Source organism: Pseudomonas sp. LBUM1646, assembly GCF_059716165.1.
This window is the reverse complement of sequence record NZ_CP166810.1, coordinates 1-23,666: the sequence shown is the minus strand read 5'-3', so window position 1 is coordinate 23,666 and position 23,666 is coordinate 1. Positions and strand designations below refer to the sequence as shown.

Sequence of the window (23,666 nt, the reverse complement as noted above, 5' to 3'; positions counted from 1 at the left end):
CCTTGATCGTTATGAGCCCCGTTCAAACGGGAATAAGCTGTGGATAACTCTGTTGGTAACTTGTGGAGCAGGCTAAGGATTTCGCACCTTATCCATCACCGCCAACGAGCGCGACGCGTGAAGGACCAACCCGTAACTCAGTTTGTCGTAGGTGCGGAAAACCATCAGCAAACCGGCGCGCTCATCGGGAATTTTCAACGGCTGGCCGGTCACGCGATCACGCACGGTTTCGCCGGTTTTCATCACCACCAATACGTTGCCTTCGGCCAGGCCATCGCGCTGCCCCTTGTTCAGCGTGACCACGTCCATCGCGCCAATCTGCGTGACCCCGCGCGGCACATCGATGATCAAGCCGTTGATATCGGTCTTCGGCGCGCTGGGCATGAAGGTCGAATTGATCGCCCGCTCTTCGCCGCTGAACAAGCGATCGCCGAGGCGCACTTCCTGGGTGGTGCGTTGCAGCGCCAGGGTGGCGACATCGCCTTCGGTCGCGATAATTTCACCGCCGCCAATGTCGTCGGCGTTGATCCCCAGGAACTCCTTGCTCTGCGGATCGGTGTAGACCTTGCCTTGGCGGAAGATGCCGTACACCGGCTGGTTCGGATCGAAATGCCCGCGAGCGAAGATCCGGTCGCCAGTACCGCTGAGTACCCGCTCGGCATCGCCGGCGACAATGTAGGGCGCCTTGTCGAAGTCCTCGACCTTGTCGACGATGCGGTTACTCAATAGAAAGCTGTTGATCGATTGCAGCGGAATACTCGGGATCGCGTCGGCCACCGGGCTGCTACGGACCCGTGGCGAGAGCTTGATGGTGCCGCGGGACTCGCCGCGATTGAGGGTCAGGCGCGGCTGGCCGTTGACATAGACCAGCGTCAGCGAGTCGCCCGGATAGATCAGATTGGGGTTCTGGATTTGCGGGTTGACCTGCCAGAGTTCGGGCCATTTCCACGGCTCACGCAGAAATTTCCCGGAGATGTCCCAAAGTGTGTCGCCCCTTACCACTGTGTATTGCTGCGGAAAACCTTCCTTGAGTTGCACTTGCCCGTGCGCCAAACCAGCCGAGGCCAGAAGGAGCAAGGCGAGTAGTGATTTCCTCATGCGGTGAATCCCTTTATTATGTGCGTTCGCGTAAAACGCCAGAGCCCCCGTGGCTCGCTCCTGGCTCTTCACAAAGAAAGGAGCTACGTTTTACAACGGTAGCCTGCATCTTCGGACCCGCCAGGCCATCGACCCGACTTTACCTCACATGTGCAGCAATTAAGCTTATGGCCATTTTAGACATCCTCGAATTTCCCGACTCGCGCCTGCGCACTATCGCCAAACCTGTGGCCGTAGTGGACGACGAAGTGCGTCAGTTGGTCGATGACATGTTTGAAACAATGTATGAAGCGCCAGGCATCGGCCTCGCCGCGACCCAGGTCAACGTGCACAAACGTATCGTCGTGATGGACCTCTCCGAAGACCGCAGCGATCCGCGGGTGTTCATCAACCCCGAGTTCGAAACCCTGACCGACGAGATGGAGCAATACCAGGAAGGCTGCCTCTCGGTGCCGGGCTTCTACGAAAACGTCGATCGCCCGCAGAAGGTCAGGATCAAGGCCCTGGACCGCGACGGCCAGCCTTACGAACTGATCGCCGAAGGCCTGCTCGCCGTGTGCATCCAGCATGAATGCGACCACCTCAACGGCAAGTTGTTCGTCGATTACCTGTCGAACCTCAAACGCGACCGAATCAAGAAGAAACTGGAAAAGCTCCATCGCCAGAACGCTTGATGCCCTCCTTTCAAAGGCTTGCTGCGGCAAGCCTTTTTCTTTTCAGAGATTGCTCCCATGACTGAGCCACTGCGCATCGTCTTTGCCGGCACCCCGGAATTCGCCGCTGAACACCTCAAGGCCCTGCTCGCCAGCCCTTACGAGATCATCGCGGTCTACACCCAACCGGACCGTCCGGCGGGTCGCGGGCAAAAACTGATGCCGAGCCCGGTCAAGCAGTTGGCTCTGGAAAACAACATCCCGGTGTTGCAACCGCCGACTCTGCGCAACGAAGACGCCCAGGCTGAAATGGCTGCGCTCAAACCGGACTTGCTGGTGGTGGTCGCCTACGGCCTGATCCTGCCGCAAGTGGTGCTGGATATTCCGCGCCTGGGTTGCATCAACAGCCACGCGTCCTTGCTGCCACGCTGGCGTGGGGCGGCGCCGATCCAGCGCGCCGTCGAAGCGGGCGATGCGGAAAGCGGCGTAACCGTGATGCGCATGGAACTGGGCCTCGACACCGGACCGATGCTGCTCAAAGTCACCACGCCGATCACTGGCGAAGACACCGGCGGCAGCCTCCACGACCGTCTGGCGGAAATGGGCCCACCAGCCGTAATTCAAGCGATTGCCGGCCTTGCCGCGAGCACGCTTGAAGGTGAAGTACAGGACGACAGCCTCGCCACTTACGCGCACAAATTGAACAAAGACGAAGCGCGCATCAACTGGACCCGTCCGGCCGTTGAGCTGGAACGTCTGGTCCGCGCCTTCAACCCATGGCCGATCACCCACAGCACCCTAAATGGCGAAGCGCTGAAAGTGCTGGCCGCAAATCTCGCCGAGGGGCAGGGCAATCCGGGAGAAATCCTCGGCGCCAGCAAGGACGGCTTGATCGTCGCTTGCGGTGAACAGGCCCTGTGCCTGACCCGCCTGCAATTGCCCGGCGGCAAGGCGCTGAACTTCAGCGACTTCTTCAACAGCCGTCGTGAGAAATTCGCCGTCGGCACCGTGCTTGGTCAAGTGGCGGACGCTCAATGAACCCGCGTCTGGCCGCCGCCAAGGCACTCGCCGCTGTCCTGAACGGAAAAGCCTCACTCAACAGTTCCTTGCCGACGCAGATGGACAAAGTCGAAGACCGCGACCGCGGCTTCACTCAGGACCTGGCATTCGGCACCGCGCGCTGGCAACCACGCTTGTCGGCGTTGGCGGCCAAGTTGCTGCAGAAGCCGTTCAAGGCTGCGGACGCCGATGTCGAGGCATTGTTGCTGGTCGGCCTCTATCAATTGCTCTACACCCGCGTCCCGGCCCACGCCGCCATCGGCGAAACCGTCGGTTGCGCCGAAAAGCTTAAAAAACCCTGGGCCAAAGCCTTGCTCAACGCCGTGCTGCGCCGCGCCCAACGGGAAAGCGAAGCACTGCTGGCTGAGCTAGAACACGACCCGGTGGTGCGCACCGCCCACCCGCGCTGGCTGCAAAAATCCCTGAAAGCCTTTTGGCCTGAACAGTGGGAAGCCATCTGCGCGGCGAACAACGCGCATCCGCCAATGATTTTGCGGGTTAACCGCCGTCATCAGACGCGCGACGCTTATCTCGGATTGCTGAGCGAAGCAGGTATCGCCGCTAACCCATGCGTTTACAGCCGCGATGGCATCATCCTCGAGGCCGCCGCCGATGTGCGCAGCCTGCCGGGTTTCGCCGAAGGCTGGATCAGTGTGCAGGACGAAGCGGCGCAACTGGCCGCTGACTTGCTGGACCTGGCACCCGGCCAACGGGTGCTGGACGCCTGCTGCGCACCGGGCGGCAAGACCTGCCACATCCTTGAAGCCGAGCCCGCGCTGGCCGGCGTCGTGGCGGTGGACCTGGAAGCCAAGCGTCTGGTGCGAGTGCGGGAAAACCTCGCGCGCCTGGGCCTGAGCGCCGAACTGATCGCCGCCGACGGCCGCGACACCGCGACCTGGTGGGATGGCAAGCCGTTCCAGCGCATCCTGCTGGACGCGCCGTGCTCGGCCACCGGTGTGATCCGTCGTCACCCGGACATCAAGTTGACGCGCCAACCCGACGACATCGCCGCGCTCGCGGTGCTTCAGGGCGAACTGCTTGATGCGATGTGGATAACTTTGGAGGTCGGCGGGATTCTGCTTTACGCCACCTGCTCTACATTGCCGACCGAGAACACCGAAGTCATCGAAGCCTTCCTCGCCCGCACGCCGGGCGCGCGTGAGCTGGACCTCGCCACCACGGCCGGGATCAAGCAGCCTCATGGTCGCCAATTGCTGGCCCAGCAGGGCGGTCACGACGGGTTCTACTACGCCAAGCTGATCAAGATTGCCGCCGCGCGCGGATAACCGGATTTCCAAGGGAGTGACTGGATGAAGATCATCATCCTCGGCGCGGGGCAGGTCGGCGGTTCGCTGGCGGAACACTTGGCCAGCGAAGCCAATGACATCACCGTGGTCGACACCGACGGCGAACGCCTGCGCGACCTCGGCGATCGTCTGGACATTCGCACCGTGCAGGGCCGTGCGTCGTTTCCGACCGTGCTGCGCCAGGCCGGCGCCGATGACGCGGACATGCTGGTCGCGGTGACCAACAGCGACGAAACCAACATGGTCGCCTGCCAGGTCGCCCACACCCTGTTCCACACCCCGACCAAGATCGCCCGGGTTCGCGAAGCCGCGTACCTGACGCGCGGCGGGTTGTTCAACAACGAAGCAATCCCGGTGGACGTGCTGATCAGCCCGGAGCAGGTGGTCACCAATTACATCAAGCGCCTGATCGAACATCCGGGGGCCTTGCAGGTGATCGACTTCGCCGAAGGCAAAGCGCAATTGGTGGCGGTGAAGGCCTATTACGGCGGACCGTTGGTGGGCCAGCAACTGCGGCAATTGCGCGAACACATGCCGAATGTCGAAACCCGCGTAGCGGCGATTTTTCGTCGTGATCGGCCGATTTTGCCTCAGGGCGATACGGTGATCGAGGCGGACGACGAAGTGTTTTTCATCGCCGCCAAAGCGAACATTCGCGCCGTTATGAGCGAAATGCGCCGTCTCGACGAGAGCTACAAACGCATTGTTATTGCCGGAGGCGGGCAGATCGGCGAACGCTTGGCTGAAGCCATCGAAAGTCGCTATCAGGTGAAGATCATCGAGATGAACCCGGCGCGCTGCCGCTACCTCTCGGACACCCTCGACAGCACCGTGGTGTTGCAGGGCAGCGCTTCGGACCGCGACTTGCTGCTGGAAGAGAACATCGCCGATGCCGATATCTTCCTGGCGCTGACCAACGATGACGAAGCCAACATCATGTCCTCGCTGCTGGCCAAGCGCCTGGGCGCGAAGAAGGTGATGACGATCATCAACAACCCGGCGTACGTCGACCTGATCCAGGGCGGCGACATCGACATCGCCATCAGCCCGCAACTGGCGACCATCGGCACTTTGCTGGCCCACGTGCGCCGTGGCGATATCGTCAGCGTGCACTCATTGCGCCGGGGCGCAGCGGAAGCCATCGAGGCGATTGCCCATGGCGATGCGAAGTCGAGCAAAGTGATTGGCAAGGCCATCGAGAACATTGGTTTGCCGCCGGGCACCACGATTGGCGCGATCATTCGTGATGAAGAAGTGATCATTGCCCACGACGATACGGTGATCAAAACGGGCGACCATGTGATTCTTTTCCTTGTGGATAAGAAACATATTAGGGATGTGGAGAAGCTGTTCCACGTGGGGCTTAGCTTCTTCTAACTGATCGTTAACTGATCGTTCCCACGCTCCGCGTGGGAATGCAGCCCGGGACGCTCCGCGTCCTATCCAAAGCCGAACGCGGAGCGTCCGTTGAGGCATTCCCACGCGGAGCGTGGGAACGATCATTGACTGAGGGCAAATACTGATGATCGAATCCCTGGAAAAAATGCTCGCCAAGGGTGTGGATAACTCGCTGCTGCGCTTCGGTCTCGGCAAGGGTTATCTGGATCTTGGGGAGAACGCCAAAGCGGCGGAGCATTTCCAGCGCTGCGTAGAGTTTGATCCGAAGTATTCGGCGGCCTGGAAACTGTTGGGCAAGGCCCATCTGGCGCTGGCAGACCATGGGGCCGCGCGTCAGGCATGGGAGCAAGGGTTGGAAGCCGCTCGCGCCCATGGTGACAAGCAGGCTGAGAAGGAAATGACGGTGTTCCTGAAGAAGCTTGATCGTCAGGCCCACTGATCAGAGATAGCGCAGGCCGATCCCTTCGGCATCCACTAGCACCACTTCCATGCGCACTCGCGGCGCGCCTGTGGGTAAGTCCTGCACCTGACCGTAGACCACCGCGCCCTTGGGCAACGCCGACAGGCCTGGATGTTTGACGTAGACGCCCGTCGTCGAAAGATTGCGGGTCTGCCCCAGGCATTCGCCGAAGCTTTCGTGGCTGATCTTGATGCGAAACGATTTGCGGTGTTCGGACATCTTCTGCGCCCTTGAATGAACGGTTGTGGATAACCTTGAGCCCAAGGTTATCCACAGATCATGCCAATTGAATCAGTACCAACGCTCTTCGCCCGGCGGACGCTTCTTGAAGCGCTTCATGCTCCACATGTACTGGCTCGGATACGCCCGCACGTAACGCTCGACCACTTGGCTCATCGCTGCGCAGGAAGTCTCGGTATCGGTGCTGTACATGGCTTCTGGCGCAGCTTCGAGGATCACTTTGTACCCCGAACCGTCCGGCAGGCGCAGGGCATGCAGGAACACGCCGACCGCTTTGCCGCCGGCGAGCATATTCGGTACGAATTTACTGGTCAGCGCCTGGGTGGCGAAAAACGGTACGAAGATCCCGGCGGATTCGGCCGGTTCCGGGTCCGCGGGGATGCCCACTGCACCACCTTTGCGCACTTCCTTGATGACGCTGAGGATGCCTTCCTTAGTAGAAGCCGCCACGCGGTTGCCCAATTGCACCCGCTGCTTGCGCAGCAAATCGTCCACTGCCTTCAATTTCGGTGGGCGATAGAAAATGATCGGTTTGCACTGGTTGCAATAGAAGTGGTTCAGCACTTCCCAGTTGCCCAGGTGGCTGGTGATGCCAACCACGCCTTTGCCGGAAGCGAGGGCGTCCTTCAATACGTCGAGGCCTTCGACTTCGCGCACCAGATCAATGGAACGCTGGGCCGGCCAGATCCAGGCGCAGGCGCTTTCGGTCAGGGACTTGCCGATATCTTTCAGGCTCTGGCCCACCAGGCGCTCGCGCTCGGCTGGGTCCATGTCCGGGAAGCACTTGGCCAGGTTGATACGCACCACGTCGCGGGAACGGTTGGGGGTTTTCCACATCATCCAGCCAATGGCCGAGCCCACCGCCTGCACTGCCCGCCACGGAAGCAAGGCAAACAGCCGCAGAGCGCCTACCAGCAAGGCGCCTTTAAACTTATCCACAGGTCACTCCTGATCTTGTGCTGTGTGCGAGGCGGCCATTCTAACCGCCGTTCGCCAGCGTCGCGTAGCGATCGCAATCCTGGGTGTGGTCCATGACCATGCCCGAAGCCTGCATCAGCGCGTAACAGATGGTCGGGCCGACGAACGTGAATCCGGCCTTTTTCAGGCCTTTGCTCATCTCCACGGCGACCGGCGTTATAGCCGGAACCTGGCTGCGATCCTTGAAATGATTGATCACGGGGTTGCCGCCAACGAACGACCAGAGAAACCCCACCGGGTCTTCCAGCGCCAGCCAGGCCTGAGCATTGCGTCGGGCGGCGTTGAGTTTGAGGCGGTTGCGGATGATGCCGGGATCGAGCATCAATTCATCGATTTCCGCGTCACTCATCTGCGCCACGCGCTGGACGTCGAAGCCGAACAACACCTCGCGATATCGCTCACGTTTTCGCAACACGGTGATCCATGAAAGGCCGGCCTGGAACCCTTCGAGCAAAAGCAACTCGAACAAACCCTGCGCATCGCGTAGCGGCGTGCCCCACTCCTGATCGTGATAAGCCATGTACAGCGGATCTTCGGAACACCAAAAGCAGCGTGGCATAAGGCTCCAGGGGGCGTGCGCAGCAACGAATCGGGTATACTCCCGCTCTTTAAATCGCAGCCCAAGAAACAGGTGAATTTCGTGAGCCAGCCTACGCCAGCCGTGCGTACCTTCCAAGACTTGATCCTCGCCCTCCAGCAATACTGGGCCGAGCAAGGTTGCGTGGTACTTCAGCCCTACGATATGGAAGTAGGCGCCGGCACTTTCCACACAGCCACGTTTCTGCGCGCCATCGGCCCGGAAACCTGGAACGCCGCTTATGTGCAGCCCAGTCGTCGCCCGACTGACGGCCGCTACGGCGAAAACCCGAACCGTCTGCAGCACTACTACCAGTTCCAGGTAGTCCTGAAGCCGAACCCGGACAACTTCCAGGAACTGTACCTGGGCTCCCTCAAGCACGTTGGCCTGGACCCGCTGGTCCACGACATCCGCTTCGTCGAAGACAACTGGGAGTCGCCAACCCTGGGCGCCTGGGGTCTGGGCTGGGAAGTCTGGCTCAACGGCATGGAAGTGACGCAGTTCACGTACTTCCAGCAAGCGGGCGGCATCGAGTGCTACCCGGTGACCGGCGAGATCACCTACGGTCTTGAGCGTCTGGCCATGTACCTGCAAGGCGTGGACTCGGTCTACGACCTGGTCTGGGCTGACGGTCCTATGGGCAAAGTGACCTACGGCGACGTGTTCCACCAAAACGAAGTCGAGCAGTCGACCTACAACTTCGAACACGCCAACGTCGAGAAGCTGTTCGAACTGTTCGATTTCTATGAAAGCGAAGCCAAGCGCCTGATCGAACTCGACCAGCCGCTGCCATTGCCGAGCTACGAAATGGTGTTGAAGGCCTCCCATACCTTCAACCTGCTGGATGCGCGCCGGGCGATCTCGGTGACTGCGCGTCAGCAATACATTCTGCGTGTACGCACCCTGGCGCGTTCCGTTGCGCAAGCCTACCTGCTGGCTCGCGCCAAGCTGGGCTTCCCGATGGCGACCCCGGACCTGCGTGATGAAGTGTTGGCTAAGCTGGAGGCTGCACAATGAGTGCTCTGGATTTCCTGGTTGAATTGGGCACCGAAGAACTGCCACCCAAAGCCCTGAACACCCTGGCCGACGCGTTCCTGGCCGGTATCGACAAGGGCCTGCAAGCTGCTGGCCTGAGCTACGAAGCCAAAACCGTCTACGCCGCGCCACGTCGCCTGGCTGTGCTGATCACCGCGCTGGATACCCAGCAACCGGATCGCAGCATCAACCTCGACGGCCCGCCACGTCAGGCTGCGTTCGATGCCGACGGCAACCCGACTCAAGCCGCCCTGGGCTTCGCCAAGAAGTGCGGCGTCGACCTGAGCGAAATCGATCAGAGCGGTCCGAAACTGCGTTACAGCCAGAGCATCGCCGGTAAACCGACCGCGAGCCTGCTGCCGACCATCGTCGAAGATTCCCTGAACGACCTGCCGATCCCGAAGCGCATGCGCTGGGGTGCTCGCAAGGAAGAATTCGTTCGTCCGACCCAGTGGCTGGTGATGTTGCTCGGTGACCAAGTCATCGATTGCACGATCCTCGCCCAAAAGGCTGGCCGTGACTCCCGTGGCCACCGCTTCCATCACCCGCAAAGCGTACGCATCACCGCGCCAGCCAACTACCTGGCCGACCTGCGTGGCGCCTACGTATTGGCCGATGCCAACGAGCGTCGCGCAATCATCAGCAAGCGCACCGAAGAACTCGCGACCCTGCAGGAAGGCACGGCCATCGTTCCTCCGGCATTGCTCGACGAAGTGACTGCGCTGGTTGAATGGCCGGTGCCGCTGGTGTGCTCATTCGAGGAACGTTTCCTCGACGTGCCGCAAGAAGCCCTGATCACCACCATGCAGGACAACCAGAAGTACTTCTGCCTGCTGGATGCCGACGGCAAGTTGCTGCCACGTTTTATTACCGTGGCCAACATCGAAAGCAAAGACCCGCAGCAGATCATCGCCGGTAACGAGAAAGTGGTTCGCCCACGCCTGACCGACGCAGAGTTCTTCTTCAAGCAAGACAAGAAGCAGAAACTCGAAGACTTCAACCTGCGCCTGCAAAACGTGGTGTTCCAGGAAAAACTCGGCAGCGTCTACGACAAGGCCGAACGCGTTTCCAAACTCGCGGCGTACATCGCGCAGCGCATTGGCGGCAACGCAGCCTGGGCTTCCCGTGCCGGCCTGCTGTCCAAGTGCGACCTGGCGACCGAGATGGTCGGTGAGTTCCCGGAGATGCAAGGTGTCGCCGGTTACTACTACGCCCTCAATGACGGCGAGCCGGAAGAAGTCGCCTTGGCGCTGAACGAGCAGTACATGCCGCGCGGTGCCGGTGCTGAACTGCCGACCACCCTGACCGGTGCGGCCGTGGCCATCGCCGACAAGCTCGACACGTTGGTCGGTATCTTCGGCATCGGCATGCTGCCCACCGGCAGCAAAGACCCGTATGCCCTGCGCCGTGCTGCACTCGGTGTGTTGCGCATTCTGATCGACAAGAAGCTCGACCTCGACCTGAACGACGCCGTGGCTTTCGCCGTGAACGCGTTCGGCGCCAAGATCAAGGCTGCCGGCCTGAACGAGTCGGTGCTGGAGTTCGTCTTCGACCGTCTGCGGGCCCGCTACGAAGACGAAGGCGTGGACGTCGCGACTTACCTGTCGGTACGTGCCCTGAAGCCGGGTTCGGCGCTGGACTTCGATCAGCGTGTGCAAGCGGTTCAAGCGTTCCGCAAATTGCCGGAAGCCGCAGCCCTGGCCGCGGTGAACAAGCGTGTTTCGAACTTGCTGAGCAAGGCCGAAGGCTCGATTCCATCGGTGGTGGAAGCCAAGTACTTCGACAACGCCAACGAGTTCTCCCTGTACTCGGCAATCCAGCAGGCTGACCAGGCTGTCCAGCCAATGGCCGCTGCTCGTCAGTACAGCGAATCGCTGGCGCGTCTGGCTGCCTTGCGCGAGCCGGTGGATGCGTTCTTCGAAGCGGTGATGGTCAACGCGGATGACGCCAACGTGCGCGCCAACCGTTATGCACTGCTGTCGCGTCTGCGTGGGCTGTTCCTCGGCGTTGCCGACATTTCGCTGCTGGGGTAAGACTGTTTGAAACTGCTGATTCTCGATCGGGACGGGGTGATCAATTACGACTCCGACGCTTACATCAAGTCGGTGGAGGAGTGGATTCCGCTCCCCGGTTCGATCGAAGCCATCGCGCAGTTGAGCAAGGCCGGCTGGACGGTGGCAGTCGCTACCAACCAGTCGGGCATCGCTCGCGGCTATTACGACATCGCCACCCTTGAAGCCATGCACGAGCGCTTGCGTTCGTTAGTGGCGGAGCAGGGCGGTGAAGTCGGGCTGATCGTCTATTGCCCTCACGGGCCGGACGATGGCTGCGATTGCCGCAAGCCAAAACCCGGGATGTTGAAAACCATCGCCGCACATTACAACGTGTCGCTGACTAATCTTTGGTTCGTCGGCGATACCCTTGGTGACCTGGAAGCCGCAAAAGCCGTCGATTCTCAGCCAGTTTTAGTAAAGACCGGGAAAGGCGAAAAGACTTTGGGCAAGACCCTACCGGTAGGCACCTTGATTTTTGACGATCTGGCGGCGATTGCCGCAGAACTTATCCACAATTAGAGTGCTTCGATTGTTCCTGACCAAGGATTGATCGGGAGTGCGCTTTATATAGACGGGCAGAGCCCGCACGGTAAACGTCACCATGTCGATACTGCAGGCCATCAGAACCTTCCTCTTTTACCTGCTGCTGGGCACCAGCTCTTTGCTCTGGTGCAGCCTGAGCTTTTTTATCGCGCCGTTTCTGCCATTCAAGGCGCGTTATCGCTTTATCAACGTGTACTGGTGCCGCTGCGCGTTGTGGCTGAGCAAAGTGTTTCTGGGCATCACCTACGAAATCAAAGGCGCCGAGAACGTGCCTGAGCGGCCCTGCGTGATTCAGTCGAACCACCAGAGCACTTGGGAGACGTTCTTTCTCTCGGCGTACTTCGAGCCGCTGAGCCAGGTTCTCAAACGTTCTCTGCTCTTCGTACCGTTCTTCGGCTGGGCGATGGCCATGCTGCGCCCGATCGCCATCGACCGCGATAACCCGAAAGCCGCGCTCAAGCATGTGGCGAAGAAAGGCGATGAGTTACTGAAGGATGGCGTCTGGGTGCTGATCTTCCCTGAGGGCACTCGCGTTCCCTACGGCACCGTCGGAAAGTTCTCGCGCGGTGGTAGCGCTTTGGCCGTCAACGCTGAACTTCCAGTACTGCCGATTGCACACAATGCCGGCAAGTTTTGGCCGAAAACCGGTTGGGCAAAGAAGCAGGGAGTGATCACCGTGATCATTGGCGAACCGATGTACGCCGAGGGCACGGGGCCGCGAGCCGTTGCTGCACTGAATGATCGCGTCCAGGCCTGGAACGAGCAGATGCAGCGCGACATGGGTTCGCTGCCTCCGGCTCCTCAAGCCCCGGCCGCTACAGATCAAGTGGCTGTCTGAGATTCTGTGGATAACCTGTGTACCGTTTTGTTGAAAAACAGCGAATTTAGTTTGTAGGCTGCTGATTTATATACATATTTCTTAAGCTCATAAAACGCCGAAAAAGGTGCATAAGTTTTTTTAAGACGTAAAAAAACCGGCTGATATAGCCGGTTTTTTTATGACTCAAACAACGAGCTTGTGTAGGAGCTACCGCAGGCTGCGATCTTCTGCCTTTAATCGATAAAAACCGGTAAAAAAAGCCTGAACGTAGTGCCATGTCCGACCTCGCTTTGGCACTCGATCCGCCCACCGTGACGATCCACCACCGCCTTCACCATCGACAGACCCAGACCCAAACCGTCGTTGCCATGGGCCGAAGCAAAACGCCGATACTGGCTGAACAACTCAGGCAATTCTTCGGCGGCGATGCCTTTGCCCTGATCAGTGATCTCACACGTCAGCCAGTCATCGGCACAACTTACCCCCACGGTGATCCGCGAACCGGCCGGGCTGTACTTGATCGCATTCTCCAGCAGGTTGAACAGCGCGCGGGTCAGCAACGATTGATCGGCCATGACCAAGGCTTCAGCGTCTTCATCCAGGTCATGCAGCAGTTGGATGTTCTTTAGCTGCGCGATGCTCAGGGCTTGGTCGAAAGTATCGAGCAGCAGCATCGCGAACATGCTCGGCTGGAACTGATAGGCCTCCGACTCGGCTTTCGCCAACTGCACAAACGCCTCGGTCAGGCTCAGCGCCTTGCGCACTTGCAACTCGATCTGGGCGAACAATTGAGCGTCGCCGCTCAGCGGATGCCGCTGCACATCAAGCAACGCAAGGATCGCCGAGTGCGGCGCCCGCAGGTCATGGGACAGAAACCGCAGCAACACCGCCCGTTGCTCTTCGGCATCGCGTTCAACGCTCAAGTCGGTCAGGCTCAGTAGCCAGCCAATCGGCGTATCCCCTTCGGCGGGCAGCAACGGGGCGAGATCGACTCGCAGACTGCGTGACTGGGTGTCACGAAATTCCATCGGCTCCAGGCTCGATAACGCTGCAGGCGTGTCATTTGGAGCTACCGGATAACCCAGTGCAGTCAATTGATTGAGCAAGTCTTGACCCACCAGCTCGCTGGCAAACACATCGCGAGCTTTGCGATTGGCCAACAGAATGCGGCCGTTTGGATCGCTGATCAGGGTCGCGACCGGCAGGTACTCCAGGCCATCGGCGATGAAGCGCCGGGTGTCCCGTGTCCGGCTCATGGCCTGTTCCAGTGCAACAATTTGCCCTTGCAGGAAATCTCCGGCCGGGGCCTGGGTACGTCGGCGCTCGGGGAAGACTTTCGGCTCGCTGTCCAGTCGCGCCAGTTCCCAGCCGAAGTAAGCGAGTACCGCGCTCAGCCGCCGCCAGCTCCAGATCAGGTAACCCAGTAACATGCCCAGCAGACTTGCCGCCGGAGACCACCACCAGCCCAGCCGCAACAGCAGGCAAGACCCGAGCAAGACAACCGCGATGCCACCAACCGTTATCCACAGGGCCAGGCGAGGGCGCAGCAACAACAGGCCCAGCAGCAACCCTACGCTCATCACCGAGAGCAACACTGCCCATCGCTCATCGAGGACCACAATGCTTCGCTGCTGCAGCAACCCGTTGAGAATGTTCGCCTGAATCTCGATGCCCGGCGTCGTGCCAATACTGGCCGATTGCGGCGTGACGTAGCGGTCACCCAGACCCGGCGCGGTCGAGCCAATCAGAATCAACCGATCACGCAGCAACTGCGGCGCGACCTCGCCACGCAACACGCTGACGTAGGGCACGCTGGGAAAACCGGCATCGGACCGGATGAAAGGAATACGTATTTCGTGGGCGCGTTGCCAACCTTGCACCGACAGCGGGGCAGGGCTGCCGGGCATTGCTGGAAGGTGATCGCCGGACAGGCTCCGTTCATACAACAGCCACGCAAGCTGAGCCCGAGGCTGTTGCGCCGATCCTTCGCTCAGGTACACGCTGCGCACGATGCCATCGACGTCCGCTTCGGCATTGATGTGCCCGATACCTTTGGCGCAATGGCTCAGCGGCGCCACCGGTTCGATTTCCCCCAGCGGCTGCCCGTAACGCGCCACACCTTCACGCAGCAGCGGCACAAACACATTGCCCGCCCGACAGGCTGCCTGGGCCAGGCGCTGATCGTTGTCGGGATGGGTGTCGGGTTCGCTGAAGATCACATCGAACAGAATGCCTTTGGCGTTTGCAGCGCTCAGTCGATCAAGCAAATCGGCGTGTAGCGCTCGCGACCACGGCCATTGCCCAAGCTGCTGCAGGCTGTAGTCGTCGATGGTCACAATAAGGATTCGGGGATCGACCGGCAGCGGGCTGAGTCGGCGCAGGCTGTCGTACAGCAGATTACTCAAGGTCAGGCCATGACTCAGGGACAGGATCGCAGTGAGTGGCAGCAGGATCAGACTGACCCACAGCCATTCGCGGACCATCCGCCGAAACAATCGTTGAGCCTGGGTCGGCTCGCGCGCTTCCTTCCTTGGCCGGCCCTTCATCGGCAGTTGGCCGGGGTGCTATCGGACACGTGTGGTCCTGGGGTAATAGAAAATATCATATACCCCGGTTTCTCCCTCTAGTCCCTGCGCGTCATACGCCGAGAGCCGCACATGATAGAAGAACGCTTTCAGGTCGTGGAAATTGACCTGGGGCGTGCTGGAATACTGCTCTTGTTTGATGTTCAGAAACGCCGGATCGGTGGCGACTTGCGCTCGATAACGCGTGGCCCCCTCAATGGGCTTCATGATCAGCTGCCAAGTGGGTACCGGTCCAGTCTGACCTGCCTGCCCGAGCAGTCGCGGGGCCGGTAGCAATTCGACCGGGGTCAACTTGCCCTGTTTCTGTATACGCAGCCCCTGGCGAGCCATGACCTGGACTTCATCATTGTCTGGATCATCAGAACGTTTTGCAGTGGGGGACTGCGGCTCGTCCTCACGCTTGACCGCCACTTGCCCGTTCAGCACTTCCAGCATCGCCTGGCCACCATCATCGTTACGAACCCGAAAATGTGTCCCGCGCACGCCCAATACACCAACCGGCGTGACAATCTGGAAACGATCATAGTCGCTGGCGCGCTTGATCACATACGACTCGACTTGGCCCTGCTCAAGAATGACTTGGGGGATCGAATGTTCTTCATTCAAACGCAGGGTAATCCGGGAGCTTGAAGGCAAGACAATACGAGAACCATCACCCATGGAAAGGCTGACGAATGCCGACGGGGAAGTCATGACACCTTCTCGTTCACCCACCTTCATGCCTTCTTGCAGCGGTACTTGTTTGCCTTCGATGTCGAGCTTCCAGGCTTCGCCGGTCAAGTGCTCAACCGTCGCGGGCAGCGGCTGGCCACGGCATTGCTGGTTGTCGTCGATATACGGGAGACGTTTTACGGAGGCTGAAGCGGCGGATGCGCCTTGGGCGATCATCCCCATCAGGCCGGTCACCAAAAACAGGCAAACGCCACAACGGCGCAGGTGCAGTAGAGTCTTGGAATTCATGGATTGGCTTTTTATGCTCTTGTGGTAATCACGCCGCGAAGGCTTCGATCCGCTGGAAGCACCATACCTGACCGGACGCTCTGGCAGATAGCCAAAGGCCTCGGGGATGACACTTCCCTGTGTCGGAATCGGCTCGATCATCGGGCCAATTTGATTGCTGAGCAGGCACTCCTTGATTTCCCCCTGAACTGCAGACCGCCCGCAAACCGGCGATCGGCGGTCCCGCCAGGTTGGCGTTGACGCTCCCTGCGTCGGCACATCCCAATGCCTATGTGCCGCTCAGCGAGAACGAATTTACCGGCATGCACCCACTGTGAGGCGATTCTCAATATTTGTTCAGAATTGCCCTGGGTTCTAAAACACCCAGCGTTGTTGTTGCTGCGCCTGACTGGCGGGTTGAGCCACTTCCACCGGCGGCGAATGCACAGGTGCGAAACCCTGGGAATCCCCCATAAATGGGCTGATTCCTCCAGGACTGAAATAGTGCGCAGTGACCTCTCGATAGATGCCCGGAGTCGATGGAACCGAGGTGCATCCCAGCCCAAGGCTGCCTACAAACACCAATGCAGCCCATCTTGTAAAACCGTGACAGGCAATCTTTTCCAGAACCTTGCGCTGCATCTTTCCCACAGTCCCTATTGAGTATTCTGCCAATGGCTTCTCGCCTGACGGCGAAGTGCTACTAGCGTAGCCACCCTCGGGGAATCCGGAGCGATTTGCCACAATTGTTCAGAATCAGGCAATCAGCCTAAACTTGCTCCTGTAGGACTTTTCTTCAACTTTGCACTGACGAGATAGGGAATCACTGCGCATGCGTGTCGCAATACTGGATGACGAACCCGCCGAGCTACGACGGGTGGAACAGACACTGCGACAGATCCCGGCCACGGGAGAGCAAGCGTGGACGTTGCACAGCTTCGAACGAGGGGAGGACTTGCTGCGACAACTTCGGCGGGAAACCTTCGACCTGCTGATCCTCGACTGGCATCTGCCCGATCTCAGTGGCTTGTCATTGTTACGCTGGACCCGCGAACACATGGCCGCTCCGCCTGCCGCGATCATGCTGACCAGTCGCGACGCCGAGAGTGATATCGTCCAGGCGCTGAATGCCGGTGCCGATGACTACGTGAGCAAACCGTTCCGCCCAAACGAGCTCAAGGCGCGGGTCAGCGCGGTGCTGCGGCGCCACGGTCTACAGCGATCAGCCGCCACCGAATTACTGACCTTCAATGACCTGGCCTTCGACGACGCGGAACTGACCGTCACCCGTGCCGGCAGCCCCATCAGCCTGACTGAAAAAGAATACCGACTGGCCCACTGCTTGTTCACCAACCTGGGCCGACCGCTGTCTCGGGAATACCTGTATGAGCGGTTTTGGAGTCATGAAGAAATGGTCTCTTCAAGACCGCTGGATACTCACATTTATCGCCTGCGCAATAAGCTCGGGCTGACGGCGGATCGTGGCTGGCAGCTGCTGACGATTTATGGGTATGGGTATCGGTTGGAGAGTGTGGGGTCGGTGAGCGAATAAGATCAAAAGATCGCAGCCTTCGGCAGCTCCTACAGGGAAATGCGGTCGGCGTAGGAGCTACCGAAGGCTGCGATCTTTTGATTTTCCAGAAGCCATAAAAAAAGGCCAACGCATGTGCGTTGGCCTTTTTCGTTTTGGCGCTGCCGCTGGATCAGAAGTCCAGGTTGGAAACCGCCAAGGCGTTGCTTTCGATGAAGTCACGACGGGGTTCGACCGCATCACCCATCAGGGTGTTGAAGATCTGATCCGCGCCAATGGCGTCTTCGATGGTCACTTTGAGCATCCGGCGCTGGGCTGGGTCCATGGTGGTTTCCCACAGCTGATCCGGGTTCATCTCGCCCAGACCTTTATAGCGCTGGATGGTGTGACGCTTGGTGCTTTCAGCCATCAGCCATTCAAGTGCTTCCTTGAACTCGGTGACCGGCTTCTTGCGCTCGCCGCGCTGGATGTACGCGCCGTCGTCCAACAGGGTGCTCAGTTGCGCGCCCAACGAGACAACCGTCTTGTAATCGTTGCTGCCGAAGAAGTCGCGGTTAAACGTGATGTAGTTCGACAGGCCGTGGGAGATCAGTTCGACCTCTGGCAGCCAGACGTTACGTTCACGGTCTTCACGCAGGCTGGCTTTGTAAACCAGGCCAGACTTCTCGACGGTACGCAGGCGAACTTCAAACTTGGCCATCCAGTCCTGCATTGCTGCGTGATCGGACAGTTGTTCCAAGGTGACAGCAGGCAGGTAGATGAAGTGCTCGGTCAATTCCTGTGGGTACAGGCGCGACAGACGCTTAAGGGTCTTCATTACCAGACGGAAGTCATTCACCAGGCGCTCAAGGGCAGGTCCGGAAATACCCGGAGCGTCCTCGTTCAGGTGCAGGCTCGCGTCTTCCAGGGCCGACTGCGTCATGTACTCTTCCATGGCGTCGTCGTCTTTGATGTATTGCTCTTGCTTGCCTTTTTTGACCTTGTACAGCGGCGGCTGAGCGATGTAGATGTAACCGCGCTCAATCAGCTCCGGCAACTGACGGAAGAAGAAGGTCAGCAGCAGGGTACGGATGTGAGAACCGTCGACGTCAGCATCGGTCATGATGATGATGTTGTGATAGCGCAGCTTGGCGATGTTGTACTCGTCGCGGCCGATGCCGCAGCCCAGCGCGGTGATCAAGGTGCCCACTTCTTGCGAAGAGATCATCTTGTCGAAGCGCGCCTTTTCGACGTTCAGGATCTTGCCTTTCAACGGCAGGATAGCCTGAGTGCGACGGTTGCGACCCTGCTTGGCGGAGCCGCCAGCAGAGTCACCTTCCACGAGGTACAGTTCGGACAGGGCAGGGTCTTTTTCCTGGCAGTCAGCCAGTTTGCCCGGCAGGCCGGCGATATCCAGCGCGCCTTTACGACGGGTCATCTCACGGGCTTTACGCGCCGCTTCACGAGCGCGCGCCGCGTCGATCATCTTGCCGACGACCAGTTTGGCTTCGTTCGGGTTTTCCAGCAGGAAGTCGGAGAAGTACTTGCCCATTTCCTGTTCGACCGCGGTCTTCACTTCGGAAGAAACCAGCTTGTCTTTGGTCTGGGAGCTGAACTTCGGATCCGGTACTTTCACCGAAATGATCGCGGTCAGGCCTTCACGGGCATCGTCACCGGTGGTGGCGACTTTGTGTTTCTTCGCCAGGCCTTCCGCTTCGATGTAGGTGTTCAGGTTACGCGTCAGTGCGGAACGGAAACCCACCAGGTGAGTACCGCCATCGCGCTGTGGAATGTTGTTGGTGAAGCACAACAGGTTCTCGTTGAAGCTGTCGTTCCACTGCAGGGCGATTTCCACGCCAATGCCGTCTTCACGCTGGATGTTGAAGTGGAACACCTGGTTGACCGGAGTCTTGTTGGTGTTCAGGTATTCAACGAACGCACGCAGGCCGCCTTCGTACTTGAACAGCTCTTCCTTGCCGCTGCGCTCGTCCTTGAGGACGATGCCGACACCGGAGTTGAGGAAGGACAGTTCACGGATCCGTTTGGCCAGGATGTCCCAGCTGAAATGGATGTTCTTGAAGGTCAGGTCGGACGGTTTGAAGTGAATCTGGGTACCGGTGGATTCGCTCTCGCCAACGATTTTCATCGGCTCTTTCGGAACACCGTGGATGTAAGTCTGTTCCCAGATTTTTCCGCTGCGGCGAACGGTCAGGACCAGTTCTTCGGACAGGGCGTTCACAACCGATACACCTACACCGTGCAGACCGCCGGATACTTTGTAGGAGTTGTCGTCGAACTTACCGCCGGCGTGCAGCACGGTCATGATGACCTCGGCTGCGGATACGCCTTCTTCTTTATGCACGTCTACCGGGATGCCACGACCGTTGTCGCGCACGGTGATGGATTCATCCGGGTGGATAATGATGCTGATGTCGTCGCAATGGCCAGCGAGCGCTTCATCGATGGAGTTGTCGACTACCTCGAAGACCATGTGGTGCAGACCGCTACCATCGTCGGTGTCACCAATGTACATACCGGGACGTTTGCGTACGGCATCCAGGCCTTTCAGCACTTTAATGCTCGTTGAGTCGTAGGTATTCGTATTTTCTTCGCTCAATGCCTTCACTCCCGATGGTCGTGGGTCTGGGTGATACGGCCCTGTTCCACGTGGAACAGAGCGACTGGCGTTTCCGTCTGCCAGCCTTCCCTCAATAATTCGTGATCTACACAGGTGATAAACACCTGGCAGCGTAAGTCTTCCAGCAAGCGGCAAAGCGCACGGCGGTGTTGCTCGTCCAGTTCGGACGGCAAGTCATCCACCAGATAAATACACTGGCCGCGTCGGGCCTGGCTAACCAAGTGCCCTTGGGCAATCCGCAATGCACAGACCACCAACTTCTGCTGACCCCGGGACAAAATGTCCGCGGCGTTATGTGCGCCCAATCGAAGACGCAAATCAGCACGTTGTGGTCCGGCCTGGGTATGGCCCATTTGCTGATCCCGCTGAAGAGACCCGGCGAGCACGGCACTTAGCTCGCGCTCTTTGTCCCAACCTCGGTAATAGCTGAGCGTTAAGCCCTCGAGCTCAACCAACTCACTCAAGGTCTGTTCAAAGACTGGTTTCAAGGCTTTGATGTAAGCGCGGCGGTATTCATCAATTTCTGCGCTGGCCTGGCACAGTTCCCTGTCCCAAACCGCTTGCGAAACGGCGTCAAGTGTACCATGCCGCAGCCAAGAGTTTCTCTGACGCAGGGCCTTCTGCAAGCGCTGCCAAGTGGACATGAATCGCGGTTCCACGTGGAACACACCCCAGTCGAGAAACTGCCTCCGAATCTTCGGCGCCCCCTCCAACAGCCGGAAGCTGTCCGGGTTGATCAATTGCAACGGCAGGATCTCTGCCAGTTGCGCGGCGCTGCGGGCATTCTGCCCGTCGATACGGATCTGGAACTCGCCCTGACGGTCCCGAGATATCCCCAACGCACTGTGTCCGCCCTCGGCCAATTCCACCTGACCAAACACCGTGCACGCCAATTGCTCGTACTGAATCACGGGTAAAAGGCGGGTGCTGCGAAACGAACGGGCAAGCCCCAGCAGATGAATGGCTTCCAGAACACTGGTTTTGCCGCTGCCGTTGGCGCCGTAAAGAATGTTGATTCGGGGAGAGGGGGAGAAGGTCACCGGGTGCAGATTGCGCACCGCGGTGACCGAGACGCGACTTAAGGACATCTAGCTTCTGCTGAGCATGATTACAGACGCATCGGCATGACAACGTAGGCCGAGTCGTCGTTGTCGGACTCTTGCACCAGCGCACTGCTGTTGGAGTCTGACAGGATCAGGCGAACCTGCTCGGTGGTCATCACGCCCAATACGTCGAGCAAGTAGCTCACGTTGAAGCCGATTTCCAGATTGCCGCCGTTGTACTCGACGCCCACTTCTTCTTCCGCTTCTTCCTGCTCCGGGTTGTTCGCCTGGATCTTCAGTTGACCATTGGCCAATTGCAGACGAATGCCGCGGTACTTCTCGTTGGAGAGAATCGCGGTGCGGCTGAAGGCTTCACGCAGGGCCTGACGGTCGCCGAGTACCAGCTTGTCGCCACCTTTGGGCAGAACGCGCTCGTAATCCGGGAATTTGCCGTCGACCAGTTTCGAAGTGAAGGTGAACTCACCAGTGGTCGCACGGATGTGGTGCTGACCCAGGACGATGCTGACAAGACCGTCCGGCTCGGTCAGCAGGCGCGCCAGTTCAAGGATCCCCTTGCGCGGCACGATGACCTGGTGACGATCCGGCTGACCGATATCTGCCTTCATCGAGCACATGGCCAGACGGTGACCGTCGGTGGCCACGGCGCGGATGATGCCTTCGGACACTTCCAACAGCATGCCGTTCAGGTAATAACGCACGTCCTGCTGGGCCATGGCGAAGCTGGTGCGTTCGATCAAACGACGCAGTTTGCTTTGCTCCAGGCTGCAAGTCAGCGAACCCGGGCCTTCTTCCACCGTCGGGAAGTCGTTGGCTGGCAGGGTCGACAGGGTGAAGCGGCTACGGCCAGCTTTCACGACGAGCTTCTGCTCATCGACCTTGATGTCGATCAGCGCGTCGTTCGGCAAGCTCTTGCAGATGTCCATCAGCTTGCGCGCAGGCACGGTGATGGAACCTGGATCAGCCGGTTCTTCGAGTTGCACACGACCGACCAGCTCGACTTCCAGGTCGGTACCGGTCAGCGACAGTTGCTGGCCTTCGACAACCAGCAGCACGTTGGAGAGCACCGGCAAGGTCTGTCGGCGCTCGACAACGCCTGCGACCAGTTGCAGGGGTTTCAACAGGGCTTCGCGTTGAATGGTGAAATGCATGGTCTAGTCCCTTGCCTTAATAAGCTGCGCTGGTGTTCATCAAGTGGTCAGTGTACGCAGCAGGTTCTTGTAGTCCTCGCGGATGTCCGCGTCGGATTCCTTAAGTTCGTTGATCTTGCGGCAGGCGTGCAAAACGGTCGTGTGGTCGCGGCCGCCAAACACATCGCCGATTTCCGGCAGGCTGTGGTTAGTCAACTCTTTGGAGAGGGCCATTGCAACCTGACGCGGACGTGCGACCGAGCGTGAACGACGCTTGGACAGCAAGTCGGAGATCTTGATCTTGTAGTACTCGGCGACAGTGCGCTGAATGTTATCCACAGAGACCAGTTTGTCTTGCAGCGCCAACAAGTCCTTCAGGGATTCGCGAATCAGCTCGATGGTGATATCGCGGCCCATGAAGTGCGAGTGGGCAATCACGCGTTTAAGCGCGCCTTCCAGCTCCCGGACGTTGGAGCGAATACGCTGGGCAATAAAGAACGCCGCATCGTGTGGCAGATCGACTTTGGCCTGGTCGGCCTTTTTCATCAGGATCGCCACGCGGGTTTCCAGCTCCGGCGGTTCGACGGCAACCGTCAGGCCCCAGCCGAAGCGGGACTTGAGGCGCTCTTCGAGGCCTTCGATTTCTTTCGGATAGCGGTCACTCGTGAGAATGACCTGCTGGCCACCTTCAAGCAGGGCGTTGAAGGTGTGGAAGAACTCTTCCTGGGAACGTTCCTTGCGGGCGAAGAACTGAATGTCATCGATCAGCAGGGCGTCCACCGAACGGTAGAAGCGCTTGAATTCGTTGATGGCGTTCAGTTGCAGCGCTTTGACCATGTCGGCCACGAAACGCTCGGAATGCAAGTACACGACCTTGGCATTCGGGTTCTTCTTTAATAGGTGGTTACCCACAGCGTGCATCAAGTGGGTTTTACCCAAGCCAACACCACCATAAAGGAAGAGCGGGTTGTAACCGTGCTTGGGGTTGTCCGCCACTTGCCAGGCCGCGGCCCGGGCCAGTTGGTTGGACTTACCTTCGACGAAATTCTCGAAAGTGAACGTGCGGTTCAGGTAGCTGGTGTGCTTGAGCGCGCCTTCAACCTGGACCGTGCGCTGTTCGGCACGGACCGGGGCCTGTTGCGAGCTGGCGCCGGCCATCGGGTCGAAGCTGTCGCGGGACGGCTCCTCACTGACGTCGGCAATCTTTTGGGTTGCACGTTTGGTCTGTGTGGCGACCGGGGCAGGTGCTTGCGCGCTGACTGGCGCTTGAGCAGCCTGGGCCTGGGAAGCCGCAGCGGCCAGCGGGGCATTGGGTGCCGCACGCGGCGCCGAACTGCGTTTGCTGCCTATTAATAAGGAAAGCGCCGGCGCCATGCCATTGCCATGCTCATCGAGCAGTTCGAGGACGCGGCCCAGGTACTTTTCGTTGACCCAGTCGAGAACAAAACGATTCGGTGCGTAAACACGCAACTCGTCGCCTTCGGCTTCGACCTGTAGTGGACGGATCCAAGTGTTGAATTGTTGGGCAGGCAGCTCATCGCGCAAAAGCTCCACGCACTGCTGCCAAAGTTCCACTGACAC

20 protein-coding genes are annotated in these 23,666 nt (G+C 59.2%); 10 read left to right on the top strand and 10 right to left on the bottom strand.

The window, feature by feature from the left end:
* Positions 1-72 precede the first annotated feature (72 nt).
* Positions 73-1,098 (bottom strand): LysM peptidoglycan-binding domain-containing protein, encoded by a 1,026-nt coding sequence (locus tag ACA071_RS00100; protein WP_497642619.1) that lies wholly within the window; start codon positions 1,096-1,098, stop codon positions 73-75.
* Positions 1,099-1,265: 167 nt separating this feature from the next.
* Here ACA071_RS00100 and def point away from each other — a divergent pair, with 167 nt between their 5' ends.
* The 5 genes from def (at position 1,266) to ACA071_RS00075 (ending at position 5,954) form a co-directional block, all read left to right on the top strand.
* Complete coding sequence (def, locus tag ACA071_RS00095) at positions 1,266-1,772, top strand: peptide deformylase (protein WP_497642618.1); 507 nt, start codon at positions 1,266-1,268, stop codon at positions 1,770-1,772.
* Between the two features lie 57 nt (positions 1,773-1,829).
* Positions 1,830-2,789, top strand: a complete 960-nt coding sequence (gene fmt / locus ACA071_RS00090) for a methionyl-tRNA formyltransferase (protein WP_497642617.1) — start codon at positions 1,830-1,832, stop codon at positions 2,787-2,789.
* Positions 2,786-4,096 carry a 16S rRNA (cytosine(967)-C(5))-methyltransferase RsmB gene (gene rsmB, locus ACA071_RS00085; RefSeq protein WP_497642616.1) on the top strand — a complete coding sequence of 437 codons (1,311 nt, stop codon included), beginning with the start codon at positions 2,786-2,788 and terminating at the stop codon, positions 4,094-4,096. Before fmt ends, rsmB begins: the two co-directional genes overlap by 4 nt.
* Positions 4,097-4,120: 24 nt before the next feature.
* A complete protein-coding gene (gene trkA / locus ACA071_RS00080) occupies positions 4,121-5,494 on the top strand; it encodes a Trk system potassium transporter TrkA (RefSeq protein WP_497642615.1) in 1,374 nt (457 codons plus the stop codon).
* A gap of 142 nt (positions 5,495-5,636) precedes the next feature.
* Entirely contained in the window at positions 5,637-5,954 is a 318-nt protein-coding gene (locus tag ACA071_RS00075) for a tetratricopeptide repeat protein (RefSeq protein WP_497645417.1), read from the top strand.
* Here the strand turns inward: ACA071_RS00075 and ACA071_RS00070 are convergent, their stop codons facing one another.
* The 3 genes from ACA071_RS00070 to tag all read right to left on the bottom strand — a co-directional run bounded on the left by ACA071_RS00070 (position 5,955) and on the right by tag (position 7,752).
* Entirely contained in the window at positions 5,955-6,194 is a 240-nt protein-coding gene (locus tag ACA071_RS00070) for a PilZ domain-containing protein (RefSeq protein WP_461982768.1), read from the bottom strand.
* Between the two features lie 72 nt (positions 6,195-6,266).
* Complete coding sequence (locus tag ACA071_RS00065; protein WP_497642614.1) at positions 6,267-7,154, bottom strand: lysophospholipid acyltransferase; 888 nt, start codon at positions 7,152-7,154, stop codon at positions 6,267-6,269.
* A gap of 40 nt (positions 7,155-7,194) precedes the next feature.
* On the bottom strand, positions 7,195-7,752 hold the full coding sequence (gene tag, locus ACA071_RS00060; RefSeq protein WP_497642613.1) for a DNA-3-methyladenine glycosylase I: 558 nt from the start codon (positions 7,750-7,752) through the stop codon (positions 7,195-7,197).
* An 81-nt stretch (positions 7,753-7,833) separates the two neighbouring features.
* Between tag and glyQ the strand changes: the two genes are divergently transcribed.
* The 4 genes from glyQ to ACA071_RS00040 all read left to right on the top strand — a co-directional run bounded on the left by glyQ (position 7,834) and on the right by ACA071_RS00040 (position 12,240).
* Positions 7,834-8,787, top strand: a complete 954-nt coding sequence (gene glyQ / locus ACA071_RS00055; RefSeq protein WP_008155694.1) for a glycine--tRNA ligase subunit alpha — start codon at positions 7,834-7,836, stop codon at positions 8,785-8,787.
* Positions 8,784-10,838, top strand: coding sequence for a glycine--tRNA ligase subunit beta (glyS, locus tag ACA071_RS00050; protein ID WP_497642612.1), 2,055 nt, complete (start codon positions 8,784-8,786; stop codon positions 10,836-10,838). The genes glyQ and glyS overlap by 4 nt, the downstream gene beginning before the upstream one ends.
* A gap of 6 nt (positions 10,839-10,844) precedes the next feature.
* Complete coding sequence (gene gmhB, locus ACA071_RS00045; RefSeq protein ID WP_497642611.1) at positions 10,845-11,378, top strand: D-glycero-beta-D-manno-heptose 1,7-bisphosphate 7-phosphatase; 534 nt, start codon at positions 10,845-10,847, stop codon at positions 11,376-11,378.
* 82 nt (positions 11,379-11,460) lie between these two features.
* Positions 11,461-12,240: a lysophospholipid acyltransferase family protein gene (locus ACA071_RS00040; protein ID WP_497642610.1), complete on the top strand. Its 780-nt coding sequence runs from the start codon at positions 11,461-11,463 to the stop codon at positions 12,238-12,240.
* A gap of 215 nt (positions 12,241-12,455) precedes the next feature.
* Here ACA071_RS00040 and ACA071_RS00035 read toward each other — a convergent pair whose 3' ends face one another.
* Positions 12,456-14,768 (bottom strand): CHASE2 domain-containing protein, encoded by a 2,313-nt coding sequence (locus ACA071_RS00035; protein WP_497642609.1) that lies wholly within the window; start codon positions 14,766-14,768, stop codon positions 12,456-12,458.
* A gap of 18 nt (positions 14,769-14,786) precedes the next feature.
* The gene (locus ACA071_RS00030; protein WP_497645416.1) at positions 14,787-15,767 is read right to left on the bottom strand and encodes a FecR family protein; all 981 of its coding nucleotides are present in this window, start codon (positions 15,765-15,767) and stop codon (positions 14,787-14,789) included.
* A gap of 811 nt (positions 15,768-16,578) precedes the next feature.
* On the opposite strand from ACA071_RS00030, the gene ACA071_RS00025 reads away from it, so the two are divergent.
* The gene (locus tag ACA071_RS00025; protein ID WP_497642608.1) at positions 16,579-17,298 is read left to right on the top strand and encodes a response regulator transcription factor; all 720 of its coding nucleotides are present in this window, start codon (positions 16,579-16,581) and stop codon (positions 17,296-17,298) included.
* A gap of 151 nt (positions 17,299-17,449) precedes the next feature.
* On the opposite strand, the gene gyrB is transcribed toward ACA071_RS00025, so the two are convergent.
* Genes gyrB through dnaA form a run of 4 tightly spaced genes read right to left on the bottom strand, consistent with a single transcriptional unit; the run spans position 17,450 to position 23,666 of the window.
* A complete protein-coding gene (gyrB, locus tag ACA071_RS00020) occupies positions 17,450-19,873 on the bottom strand; it encodes a DNA topoisomerase (ATP-hydrolyzing) subunit B (RefSeq protein WP_497642607.1) in 2,424 nt (807 codons plus the stop codon).
* A gap of 5 nt (positions 19,874-19,878) precedes the next feature.
* Positions 19,879-20,982 carry a DNA replication/repair protein RecF gene (gene recF / locus ACA071_RS00015; protein ID WP_201196040.1) on the bottom strand — a complete coding sequence of 368 codons (1,104 nt, stop codon included), beginning with the start codon at positions 20,980-20,982 and terminating at the stop codon, positions 19,879-19,881.
* Positions 20,983-21,002: 20 nt separating this feature from the next.
* Complete coding sequence (gene dnaN / locus ACA071_RS00010; RefSeq protein ID WP_054048133.1) at positions 21,003-22,106, bottom strand: DNA polymerase III subunit beta; 1,104 nt, start codon at positions 22,104-22,106, stop codon at positions 21,003-21,005.
* Between the two features lie 39 nt (positions 22,107-22,145).
* A complete protein-coding gene (gene dnaA, locus ACA071_RS00005) occupies positions 22,146-23,666 on the bottom strand; it encodes a chromosomal replication initiator protein DnaA (protein WP_497642606.1) in 1,521 nt (506 codons plus the stop codon).

Excerpts from the sequence above, each read along its gene's own strand:
- ACA071_RS00100 (WP_497642619.1), bottom strand. The coding sequence starts at position 1,098 with ATGAGGAAATCACTACTCGCCTTGCTCCTTCTGGCCTCGGCTGGTTTG.
- def (WP_497642618.1), top strand. The coding sequence starts at position 1,266 with ATGGCCATTTTAGACATCCTCGAATTTCCCGACTCGCGCCTGCGCACT.
- fmt (WP_497642617.1), top strand. The coding sequence starts at position 1,830 with ATGACTGAGCCACTGCGCATCGTCTTTGCCGGCACCCCGGAATTCGCC.
- rsmB (WP_497642616.1), top strand. The coding sequence starts at position 2,786 with ATGAACCCGCGTCTGGCCGCCGCCAAGGCACTCGCCGCTGTCCTGAAC.
- trkA (WP_497642615.1), top strand. The coding sequence starts at position 4,121 with ATGAAGATCATCATCCTCGGCGCGGGGCAGGTCGGCGGTTCGCTGGCG.
- ACA071_RS00070 (WP_461982768.1), bottom strand. The coding sequence starts at position 6,194 with ATGTCCGAACACCGCAAATCGTTTCGCATCAAGATCAGCCACGAAAGC.
- tag (WP_497642613.1), bottom strand. The coding sequence starts at position 7,752 with ATGCCACGCTGCTTTTGGTGTTCCGAAGATCCGCTGTACATGGCTTAT.
- glyS (WP_497642612.1), top strand. The coding sequence starts at position 8,784 with ATGAGTGCTCTGGATTTCCTGGTTGAATTGGGCACCGAAGAACTGCCA.
- ACA071_RS00040 (WP_497642610.1), top strand. The coding sequence starts at position 11,461 with ATGTCGATACTGCAGGCCATCAGAACCTTCCTCTTTTACCTGCTGCTG.
- ACA071_RS00035 (WP_497642609.1), bottom strand. The coding sequence starts at position 14,768 with ATGAAGGGCCGGCCAAGGAAGGAAGCGCGCGAGCCGACCCAGGCTCAA.
- ACA071_RS00030 (WP_497645416.1), bottom strand. The coding sequence starts at position 15,767 with ATGAATTCCAAGACTCTACTGCACCTGCGCCGTTGTGGCGTTTGCCTG.
- ACA071_RS00025 (WP_497642608.1), top strand. The coding sequence starts at position 16,579 with ATGCGTGTCGCAATACTGGATGACGAACCCGCCGAGCTACGACGGGTG.
- recF (WP_201196040.1), bottom strand. The coding sequence starts at position 20,982 with ATGTCCTTAAGTCGCGTCTCGGTCACCGCGGTGCGCAATCTGCACCCG.
- dnaN (WP_054048133.1), bottom strand. The coding sequence starts at position 22,106 with ATGCATTTCACCATTCAACGCGAAGCCCTGTTGAAACCCCTGCAACTG.